The 9,742-nt window shown below is 70.6% G+C and carries 11 protein-coding genes; 3 read left to right on the top strand and 8 right to left on the bottom strand.

Annotation, left to right across the window (positions count from 1 at the left end; genetic code table 11):
• The 6 genes from QNJ12_RS22465 to QNJ12_RS22440 all read right to left on the bottom strand — a co-directional run.
• Window positions 1-2,235: MFS transporter (locus QNJ12_RS22465; RefSeq protein WP_300626147.1), on the bottom strand; the 2,235-nt coding region annotated here is incomplete at its 3' end.
• 1 nt (window position 2,236) lies between these two features.
• Entirely contained in the window at window positions 2,237-3,043 is an 807-nt protein-coding gene (locus QNJ12_RS22460; protein WP_300626146.1) for an LppX_LprAFG lipoprotein, read from the bottom strand.
• Between the two features lie 234 nt (window positions 3,044-3,277).
• A complete protein-coding gene (locus QNJ12_RS22455; RefSeq protein WP_300626144.1) occupies window positions 3,278-4,111 on the bottom strand; it encodes a cupredoxin domain-containing protein in 834 nt (277 codons plus the stop codon).
• Window positions 4,112-4,164: 53 nt separating this feature from the next.
• Window positions 4,165-4,734, bottom strand: a complete 570-nt coding sequence (locus QNJ12_RS22450) for a peroxidase-related enzyme (RefSeq protein WP_300626143.1) — start codon at window positions 4,732-4,734, stop codon at window positions 4,165-4,167.
• A gap of 46 nt (window positions 4,735-4,780) precedes the next feature.
• Window positions 4,781-5,413 (bottom strand): class I SAM-dependent methyltransferase, encoded by a 633-nt coding sequence (locus tag QNJ12_RS22445; protein WP_300626141.1) that lies wholly within the window; start codon window positions 5,411-5,413, stop codon window positions 4,781-4,783.
• Window positions 5,410-6,219, bottom strand: coding sequence for an RNA methyltransferase (locus tag QNJ12_RS22440; RefSeq protein WP_300626139.1), 810 nt, complete (start codon window positions 6,217-6,219; stop codon window positions 5,410-5,412). The genes QNJ12_RS22445 and QNJ12_RS22440 overlap by 4 nt, the downstream gene beginning before the upstream one ends.
• Window positions 6,220-6,274: 55 nt before the next feature.
• Between QNJ12_RS22440 and QNJ12_RS22435 the strand changes: the two genes are divergently transcribed.
• Both QNJ12_RS22435 and QNJ12_RS22430 read left to right on the top strand, forming a co-directional pair.
• Window positions 6,275-6,880, top strand: a complete 606-nt coding sequence (locus tag QNJ12_RS22435) for an alpha-ketoglutarate-dependent dioxygenase AlkB (protein ID WP_300626137.1) — start codon at window positions 6,275-6,277, stop codon at window positions 6,878-6,880.
• 42 nt (window positions 6,881-6,922) lie between these two features.
• Window positions 6,923-7,444, top strand: a complete 522-nt coding sequence (locus tag QNJ12_RS22430) for a hypothetical protein (protein WP_300626135.1) — start codon at window positions 6,923-6,925, stop codon at window positions 7,442-7,444.
• 9 nt (window positions 7,445-7,453) lie between these two features.
• Here the strand turns inward: QNJ12_RS22430 and QNJ12_RS22425 are convergent, their stop codons facing one another.
• Entirely contained in the window at window positions 7,454-7,915 is a 462-nt protein-coding gene (locus QNJ12_RS22425) for a VOC family protein (RefSeq protein WP_367281840.1), read from the bottom strand.
• A gap of 42 nt (window positions 7,916-7,957) precedes the next feature.
• The gene (locus QNJ12_RS22420; protein ID WP_300626132.1) at window positions 7,958-8,377 is read right to left on the bottom strand and encodes a PaaI family thioesterase; all 420 of its coding nucleotides are present in this window, start codon (window positions 8,375-8,377) and stop codon (window positions 7,958-7,960) included.
• 39 nt (window positions 8,378-8,416) lie between these two features.
• On the opposite strand from QNJ12_RS22420, the gene QNJ12_RS22415 reads away from it, so the two are divergent.
• Window positions 8,417-9,619, top strand: a complete 1,203-nt coding sequence (locus QNJ12_RS22415; protein ID WP_300626130.1) for an NAD(P)/FAD-dependent oxidoreductase — start codon at window positions 8,417-8,419, stop codon at window positions 9,617-9,619.
• The last annotated feature ends 123 nt before the right edge of the window (window positions 9,620-9,742 follow it).

The following is a 9,742-nucleotide window of genomic DNA, read 5'->3' as shown; positions in this document are numbered from 1 at the left end:
CCGGACGTTCGGTGACTCGACGATCGCGTTCGACGTCAACATCGACGAGGTGATCCCGGTCGACACCGAGGTGGTGATCGCCCGCACGGTCGAGGTGCCGATCAAGACCTCGATCGTCGTGTCGAACGTCTCGTTGATCGGGATCGAGGTCTTGATCGGCACCTCGACCGTGCGGGCGATCACCACCTCGGTGTCGACCGGGATCACCTCGTCGATGTTGACGTCGAACGCGATCGTCGAGTCACCGAACGTCCGGAGGCCCGCGATCGCCTCCGCGACGCCCGCCGACACCTGCGGCTCGAGCGCGACGAGCTGCTCCTGGAAACCGGTGATCTGCGAGGCGTAGAGCGCCGCACCCGCCTCGACCCGCTCGAGGTCGTCGCGCGTGGTGACGAGCTCGGCGCGCGTCGTCTCGAGCTCGCTTCGGGCTGCCGCAGCGTCGTCCTCGGCCGAGGCCACGCGTCCCGCGAGCAGCGCGATCGCGACGAACGCGCCGACGAGCACGAGCGCCAACAGGCCGATCATCAGGTTCACGCGCCGCATCAGCGCGGTCATCGCATCGCTCGGCTCGGTGAGAGCTGCCGGGGCGCCCGCGTCGACGAGCACGGGCTCGGCCGCGGCGTCGTCGAGGTCGGCCTCGGCGGCCTCGGTGGCCTCGTGTCGGATGGAGGTCGGTTCGGTCGTCATGGTGGTGTCTCCGTGGTGCCGCCGCATGGCGACGGTGATGAGCAGGCCCACGCCGAGGACGACCGCGGCGGCGGTGAACGTCTCGGCGATGGCTTGGGCGGTGAGCGTGCGCTGTGCGTCGAGCACGGCGTCCTCGAAGCCGGGGTCGGTGATGCCGGGCAGCTCGATGGTCGAGCGAAGATCGTTGAAGCGGGCGAGCCCCCAGGCCGTGAGCGCCGACAATCCGACGCTCAGGCCGAGGAGCCGGACGACCATGACGACGGCGGCGGCCGCGCCGCGCTGGTCGGCGGGCGCGGCGTCGACGACTGCGCTGGTGGTGGGTGCGACCGTGAGCCCGAAACCGGCGCCGAGCAGGGCGAGCTGCAGGGCGAAGATCGGGTACGACGTGTCGGGTGACCAGCTGGCGCCCATCCACGTGTAGGCCAACGTCGACAGCGCGAGGCCGGCGAGCACGGGAGGGCGGTACCAGGTGCGCTCGGTCGCCCGCCCCCCGACGTACGAAGCGAGGGCCATCGCTGCGGTGAGCGCCGAGAGCGTCCAGCCCGCGTACACCGCCGACCGTTCGAGGTCGACCTCGACCGAGTTGATGAACAGCGGCACGTCGACCATCGCGATCACGAGCCCCGCACCGACGACGAAGTTCACGGCGAGCGCGATCAGCAGGTTGCGGCCACGGAAGAGCCCCGAGTCGAACAGCGGATTGGCCACGCGTCGCTGCTGCCAGACGAAGGCGATGGCGGCCGTGACCGCAACGGGGTAGAGCCAGCGCAGGTCGGTGCCGCCGCCCGTCAGCTCGTCGAGCCCGTTGACGCTCTGGATCTCGGCCGAACCGAGGAGTGCCATGTTGAGGGTGACGAGACCGATCGTCAGCAGCGCGGCACCGACCCAGTCGATGGTCGGCGCATCGTCGGGCCGGTCGTGGCCGGCGAGCGCCCACCACGACGCAGCGAGGCCGCCGACCGCCAGCGGGATGTTCAGCCAGAACTGCCACTCCCACGACAGGAAGCGGACCAGCAGGGCGCCGTAGAGAGGACCCCAGACCCAGCCCATCGTCTCGATCGCGCCGAGCGTGCCGAGGGCGCGGGCACGCTGACCCTCTGGGTAGACGTCACCGACGACGGCCAGTGCGACCGGCACCATCGCGCCGCCGCCGATCGCAGTGAGCACGCGTCCCGCGAGGAACCACCCGAACGCGTCGTCGAAGGTCACGGACAGCGGGATGAGGATCGTGCCGGCGAGGAACAGCAGGTAGGCACCGACGAACGTCCGGCGGCGCCCGAGCACGTCGCTGACACGGCCCGCGATCGGCATGACGGCGACGAAGGCGATCAGGTACGCGTTGACGATCCACGCCGCGTCGTCGAGGCCGTCGGGCAGGATCAGCCCGAGGTCGCCGATGATCGGCCGCAGCATCGTCGACACGACCGTGAGGTCGTCGGCCGCCACGAACACGCTGAACCCGACGACTGCCAGGATCGCGGCCGGGGACGGGCGGCGCGGTGCCTCGTCGGGCACGACGGCCGGGCCGCTGTCGGCGACGTGGGTCACGTCACGCCCTCACGTTCTCGGGCGGGTCGATCGTGAACGCCGCGCCGTAGTCGGCGAGCTCGAGCTGCCAGTTCGACTCGCCGCCATCGATGACGGTGGTGAACTCCGCGGCGGTCACGAGGCCTGTCGTGGGATGCACCCACAGATCGACCGGCACGTCCTGACCGGTGACCAGGCCGACGGTGATGTTGCGCACCTCGGCGGCGGGCGCCGTGCCGCGGATGTGGTAGCGGTCGCCGCCGCGGTCGTCGACGCCGACCAGCTCGACGTCGAGCAGGTTGGCGAGCAGCGGGCGCCACCCGTCCTCGGGGTCGAAGAAGCGGGATGGATCGATGTCGAAGCCGGCCGGCAGCGTCTCGAAGTCGCCGGTGACCGGGTTCGAGATCCAGACCTCCTCGTCGATCGCGACCGCGCCGATCTTGGTCGGGAGGTCGCCGTCGACGGTGATGGTCAGCTCGGCCTGGGCGCGGCTGGGCACCGTGAACTGGCCGAGCAGTCGGTCGAGCGCGAGGCTCTCGAACTCGTCGATGAAGATCGGCGCGCCTGACCGTTCGAGCTCGAACTCGACGCTCGTGACCGCAGCCATGGCGTCGGCCGCCGAGGCGACCACGGCGGCTGGATCGGCAGCCGGGTCGGCGACCGCGCCGTCGTCGAGATCGACGATCACCTCGTCGGCCGCGGCGACATCGCCGTCGTCGCCGTCGAGCGCACCCGAGGCCAGCACGAGCGTGACGACCAGCGCGACGGCAGCCGCCGCCACGGCGGCCGCGGCGAACACGGTGGTGCCGTCGCGCTTCCTGGTTGCCATGCAGGCCCTCCTGCCACGCCGGATCTGGGCGTAACAGCCATTCAACCAGGGTGTGGTGTGCCCTATTCCGTCGACCCCGGCGTCAGCGATCCCGTCGACCCCGGTGTCGGCCGACCGTCTCGGCCCCGTTGGGCGTGTCGTCCGGGGGCGCGGCGCCACCCCTCCGCTCGCACCACGCTGTGCGGCGGTGGGGTGGACGCCCGCGCAGGGTGTCGGTCTCGGTACCGGTGGTGATCAGCCGGTGACGGTGATCGTGCCGGTCATCGACGGGTGGAAGTTGCAGAAGTAGGCGAACTCGCCCGGCTCGGTGAAGGTGAACTCGAAGCTGTCGCCCTGGCCGAGGGTGCCCGAGTCGAACGCGCCGTCGACCGCCGACCAGGTGTGCGCAGCACCGTCGTTGTTCGTGACCACGACCGTCGTGCCGACCGGGACCTCGGTGACCCCGGAGAACGCGAACTCGGCGATCGTGATCGCCTCGGTCGCGCCGCTCGCCGAGCCGTCGGTGGCGTCGGGTTCGTCGGTGGCGTCTGACGTCGCGCCGCCCACGGTCAGCACGACCGGACCGACGGCGACGTCGCCGTCCGCCGTGGTGCCCGGGCCGTCGACGCCCTCGACCGCGCCGAACTCGTAGATGCCGTTGCCGTCGGTGTCGATGTGGACCATCGGGAAGACCGTGCCGGTGGCGGCGAGCGGCTCGGCGAAGCCGACGACCACGTCGGTCGAGGTGCCGGCAGGCAGGAGATCGCTGACACCGATCACGGGCCCGGGTGTGCCGCCGGCGTCACCGTGGACGGCGATGAAGCCGGGCGCGGGAAGGTCGACCGACCCGACGACGACGCTGGTGCCGTCGCCTTCCTGGTCGGCGAGTGTGAGCGCCGACGGCGACAGCGCCGGTGCATCACCGGCGACATCAGCCGCATCGTCCGTTGCGGCGTCGGCGTCCGCAGCCGGTGGAGCGGTCGTCGTGGACGTCGACTCGTCGTCATCGCCGCCGCAGGCGGCGAGCGTGAGGGTGATGGCCGCGGCGATGCCGGCGGCGGAGCGGAGGAGGTGTCGTTGAGTGTTCACGATCACCAGTTCGTCGCCGAGGCCGATTCGGTTCGGTCCGTCGCCGAGATTTCTCAGCGGGCCATCGCGTAGAACTCGTCGTTGGGGCGGATGCCGGCGAAGTTGGCGTACCGGTTCGAGAGCGCGAACAGCGAGGCGATCGCGCCGATGTCCCAGACCTCGTCGTCGGTGAACCCCAGTTCTCGCATCGCTGCGAGGTCGCCGTCGGTGATCGACGCCGAGTCGGTCGCGACCTGCGTCGCGAACGACACGATCGCCTGCTCACGATCGGTGAGATCGGCCTTCGCCGGGTTGGTCGCCACCTGTTCGGAGATTCGCGGGTTCTTCGCCCGGATGCGCAGGATCGCGCCGTGCGCGACGACGCAGTACAGGCATCGGTTGATCGCCGACGTGGCGACGACGATCAGTTCGCGCTCGGCCTTCGAGAGCCCCTCGGACTTCTCCATCAGGGCGTCGTGGAACGCGAAGAACGCCCGGAACTCGTCGGGGCGGCGGGCGAACGCCAGGAAGACGTTCGGCACGAACCCGGACTTCGCCTGCACGTCGAGGATTCGCTGGCGGATGTCGTCGGGCAGGTCCTCGAGAACGGGGACGTCGAATCGGGAGATCGGCTGCTCGCTCATGATGCGAGCTTCGCGCGACCGGTCGCTCTCGGCGTCGGCCGGGAGCTCAGGCGCGGCGGAGCACGGCCCAGATGCCGGTGCCGGCCCTCGATGCCGTGCCGACCCAGTTGCCGGGCAGCGCGGCCGCGACATCGGCCGGCGGCAGGTGGATCGGCGTCTGATCCCCGAGCGTGTTGACCCAGACGACCGCGCCGTCGTCACGCAGCACTCGATCGACCTCGGCGGGGAACAGCAGCATGTTGATCAGCAGCACGGCGTCGGCCACGTCGTCGGCGAAGGGCAGCGTCGACGAGTCGGCGAGCACCTTCGGGGCGAGGCCCTCGGGAGCGTGCGCCAACATCTGCGGCGAGAGGTCGACGGAGACCTGGTCGACGCCCAGCTGGGCGAGGATCCGAGTTCCGGCGCCGGTGCCCGAGCCCAGCTCGAGCCAGCGGCCGCCGACCGCCGGCCCACCTCGATCGATCGCGTCGCGGACGACCGCCGCCTTGACCGGGTCGACGTGCTCCTCGGTCCAGCTCGCCGCCATCGAGTCGAAGACCTCGGTGACCCGCTCGACGTTCGTGGGCGTCCAGGTGTCGTCGAAGGCGACGGCGCGCGTGAGCTGCCGCATCGGGTGATCGGGTCCGGCGAAGGGCGGCGGTTCGGCGGATGCCGGGTGCGGGGGGAGCTCGGTGATCATCGGCCCGATTCTCCCCGGTCGACGAGGGCGAACGCCACTGCTGCTGCGGCCCCGACGTTGAGCGAGTCGACGTCGGCGCGGATCGGCAGTCGTACCTGGCGGGAGGCGGCGCGGCGCGTGCGCCCGGACAGACCGGGACCCTCGGCGCCGAGCAGCACGGCGAGCCGTTCGGGCGGGTCGAGCGTCCAGATGTCGACGGCATCGGCGCTCGGCGTCAGCGCCCACGTCTCGAATCCGACGGCGTGGAGACGGTCGAGCGCCTCCGGCCAGTCGCCCGGCGACAGTCGGCAGGTCGGGAGGAAGAGGATCTCGCCCATGCTGACGCGCACGGTCCTGCGGGTGTACGGATCGATGCAGGTGGGATCCAGGACGAGCCCGTCGATGCCCAGTGCGCGGGCCGAGCGGGCGACCGCACCCAGGTTCTCGGGGTCGTTGAGGCCTTCGAGGACGGCGAGCCGGTGGGTCGACGTGATGAGCGCGTCGAGGTCGGGGTGCGGCAGGCGGTCGGCTGCTGCGATCGCGCCGCGGTGGAGGTCGAAGCCGACGATCTCGTGCAGGAGCGATCGATCGACGAGGTAGACCGGCGCCTCGACATCGGCCAGCGTGGTGGTCATGCGCGCCGCCTTCTGCTCGGACAGCAGGATCGAGCGGACGCGATGACGCGACGCGAGCAACCGTTCGATCGCCACCGGCCCCTCGGCGATGAAGAACTCGTCCCCTTCGATCCGGCGGCGCGCCGTGGCGTCCTTCAGCTCGCGGTAGTCGACCAACCGGGGGTCGCCGGCGGACTCGACGCGCTCGTACACCGGACCAGTGTGGCGCACCTTGACCGATGGGGCACCCGGCGCGAGAATCGAACACGTGTTCTATCAGGGCTCGTTGTTCGGCACGCTCGTGCCCGAGTTCGACGAGAGCTTCGCCGAGCTCCAACGGCTCGACCTCGACGCCACGACGTGGGTCGACCTCGCCCCCGGCTGGCTCACCGGTGCCGATCAGATCTACGACCAGTTGGTCGCGCTGCTGCCGTTCCGTCAGCGCACCGGCGTTCGGATGTTCGACCAGATCGTCGACGAACCCCGCCTGAGCGCCTGGTGGAGGCTCGAGAGCGGCGAGCCCGAGCCGATGCCGATCCTGCACGGGATGCGGCTGCTGCTCGCCGAGCGGTACGACGAGCCGTTCGACTCGATCGGCTTCAACCTGTACCGGGACGGCGACGACTCGGTGGCATGGCACGGCGACCGCCACCGGCACGTCGTCACCAACCCGGTCATCGCGATCGTCAGCGTCGGGTCGCCACGACCGCTCCGTCTCCGGCCGCGAGGTGGCGGCACGTCGCTGAGCTGGAGCCTCGGCAACGGCGACCTCTTCGTCATGGGTGGCGCGTGCCAGCACGAGTGGGAGCACACCGTGCCGAAGGTGCGGGTCACGCACGGACCGAGGATGAGCATCACGTTCCGTTCCGTGTGACCGGCCTGTGTCACCGGCAACCGCCGGTGTCATCCTGGGGCCGTGGCTCTCCTCCCCGACGAGCGCAGATTGATCGTCATCGTCGCGATCCTGCTGGTCACGGCGGCGACCGCGGTCTTCGCGGTCACGGCCTGGCTCGCCGACGACTCGATCGCGTTCGAGGTCGTCGCCGAGGATCTCGCAGTGGGCGACGGACCCGACGTCCGCGTGGTCGAGACCGCCGGCGCCCACCGCAACGTGATGGCCGAGTCCGGCCTCGACATCGAGCGGCCGTTCGAACCGAGCCGCGAGGTCGTCATCGTCTTCGACATCCTCGAGTCGAGCACGTGCCCCTTCGGTGCGATTCGCGACCTGCGGTACGACGACGGTCCCCGGCGCCTGTACCCGGTGATCGAGCGGCAACCGGGCGACCGCGACTGCACGGTCGACGGCAACCCGCACCGGGTGATCGTTGCGGTCCAGCGCGCGGACCTGCCGTCCGGGGAGCTCACCGTGTGGCTGGACGAAGCGGATCCGGGCGAGGCCTATCTCTCGCGCATCGCCCGCTTCACGAACGGCGCGTGACCGCCGCCGTCAGCGGGCGAAGATCATCGACTCGTCGGCGAAGGCCTTGAACTCGAGGGCGTTGCCGGCGGGGTCGAGCACGAACATGGTCGACTGCTCGCCGGGCTCGCCGGCGAAGCGCGTGTGCGGCTCGATCACGAACTCGACGTCGGCAGCGACGAGCCGGTCGGCGAGCGCCCGCCAGTCCGGCGGCGTGAGCAGCAGCCCGAAGTGGGGGACGGGCACGTCGTCGCCGTCGACCGGGTTGCTGGCACGGTTGACGGTGGCACCTTCGACGAGGTGGGCCACGATCTGATGCCCGAACAGGTCGAAGTCGACCCAGTGGTCCGCTGATCGTCCCTCCGAGCAGCCCAGCACCTCGCCGTAGAAGCGGCGGGCGGCGGCGAGGTCGTCGACCGGGAACGCCAGGTGGAACCGCGGCCGATCACCCACCCCAGCCCCCTCCGGAACGCGTGAGGAAGTTGCGCACATAGTGCGCGAGAAGCTCACGCGTTCGAGGCCGAGCGCCTGCCGTCATCGGGGGAGCGGCACGGCGTAGGTGCCCTGCGCGGTCGACGTGATCTTGTCGGTCCGATCGTCGCACCAGACCCGTGCGGTGCCCACGACGCTGCGCCGGTTCACCGCTTCGAGCGTGGCCCTGCAGAACAACCGTTCACCCTGCGCCGGCCGCAGGAACCGGATCGACAGCTCGGACGTGAGCGCCATCGGCTCGATCCGCCCCAACGCGACGAACGACAGGAACCAGAGCGCAGAGTCGACCAGCGCGAACTGGGCCGGTCCCGCCACGAATCCCCCGGGTCGGATGTCGTCGGGAACCACCTCGTACTCCGCCACGGCGTAGTTGTGGCCAAGTTCGAGGCAGCGGTTCCGGCTGCCGGCGAACTGTTCCCGCACCATGGCGTTGACCTCGTCGACGTCGAGCACCACGTGCATGTTCTCACCGTAGGGAGCCGACGTGCTACGAATCGAACCATGATCGAGCGGATCGTGGTCGTGGGCGCATCGCTCGCCGGATTGCGTGCGGTCGAGGCCCTGCGGATCGGCGGCTACGAGGGTGAGATCGTGGTGGTCGGCGTCGAACCGCACCGGCCCTACGACCGCCCGCCGCTGTCGAAGCGGCTGCTCTCGGGCGAGTGGGAACCCGACCGCATCGTCCTCCGCAAGCAGGACGACATGGCCTCGCTCGACGTCGAGTGGCGGCTGGGCGTCGCTGCGACGGGCCTCGACACCGACCGGCGGTCGATCGCGCTCAGCGACGGCAGCGCGATCGGCTTCGACGGCGCGATCCTGGCGACCGGCGCGTCGCCGCGGATGCTGCCGGATCAGGGCCGCCACGACCACGTGGTCGTGCTCCGTACGCTCGACGACTCCCTCGACCTCCGGCGTCGCGTGGTGAACGGCGGCAGACGGGTCGTCGTCATCGGCGCCGGCTTCATCGGTCTCGAGGTCGCGTCCACGGCGCGACTGCTCGGCAACGACGTGGTGGTGCTCGAGGCTGCGCCGGCACCGCTGGGCCATGCCCTGGGCAACGAGATGGGGGCGGCCATCGCCGCCGTCCACGCCGACCACGGCGTCGAGGTCCGGTGCAACGTGGCCGTCGAAGGGCTCGCCACCGGCGCGGTGCTCGTCGACGGGGGCTGGCACGAGCATGCCGATGTCGTGGTGGTCGGAATCGGCGTGACACCCGCCACGGACTGGCTGAACGGCTCGGGGCTGAGGATCCGTGACGGGTTGGTCTGCCGGTCAGACCTCAACGTGGGGGTGCCGCTGGTCTACGCCGCCGGTGACATCGTGCGATGGCACAACCCGCTGTTCGACGAGGAGATGCGGATCGAGCACTGGACCAACGCGTCTGAGCAGGGGGCGCTCGCCGCCGCCAACCTGCTCGCCGAAGGTGCGGAACAGCCCACCACGCCGTACGCGCCGGTGCCCTTCTTCTGGAGCGAGCAGTACGACCGCCGCATCCAGTTCCTCGGACGCGCCTCGGCCGGCGACGACGTGCGCATCGTCGCCGGGTCGCCCGACGACCGACAGTTCGCGGCGTTGTACGGCCGCGCCGGCCGGCTACGAGGTGTCCTGGGCATGAACATGCCGCGCCACGTCATGCCGTTCCGAAATCATCTGCTGGCGGGCATCGGGTTCGGCGAGGCGCTGGCGCTCGCCGCGGAGTCCTGACGCACTCGAACTCGGGGTTCGTGGCGCGGACGTGCTGCGCCGGGTGATGCCGTTCCGCAATCATCTGCTGGCGGGCATCGGGTTCGGCGAGGCGCTGGCGCTCGAGGTCTGACCGGTCGATGC

The sequence above is a fragment of the Ilumatobacter sp. genome (genome assembly GCF_030065885.1).
In the GTDB taxonomy this organism is placed as follows: domain Bacteria; phylum Actinomycetota; class Acidimicrobiia; order Acidimicrobiales; family Ilumatobacteraceae; genus Ilumatobacter.
Note: the sequence above shows the minus strand (reverse complement) of the source record. Positions and strands in the feature narration are given on the sequence as shown.

Coding starts and splice junctions, on each gene's coding strand:
- QNJ12_RS22460 (WP_300626146.1), bottom strand. CDS start 3,043: ATGGCAACCAGGAAGCGCGACGGCACCACCGTGTTCGCCGCGGCCGCC.
- QNJ12_RS22450 (WP_300626143.1), bottom strand. CDS start 4,734: ATGAGCGAGCAGCCGATCTCCCGATTCGACGTCCCCGTTCTCGAGGAC.
- QNJ12_RS22445 (WP_300626141.1), bottom strand. CDS start 5,413: ATGATCACCGAGCTCCCCCCGCACCCGGCATCCGCCGAACCGCCGCCC.
- QNJ12_RS22425 (WP_367281840.1), bottom strand. CDS start 7,915: ATGTGCGCAACTTCCTCACGCGTTCCGGAGGGGGCTGGGGTGGGTGAT.
- QNJ12_RS22420 (WP_300626132.1), bottom strand. CDS start 8,377: ATGCACGTGGTGCTCGACGTCGACGAGGTCAACGCCATGGTGCGGGAA.
- QNJ12_RS22415 (WP_300626130.1), top strand. CDS start 8,417: ATGATCGAGCGGATCGTGGTCGTGGGCGCATCGCTCGCCGGATTGCGT.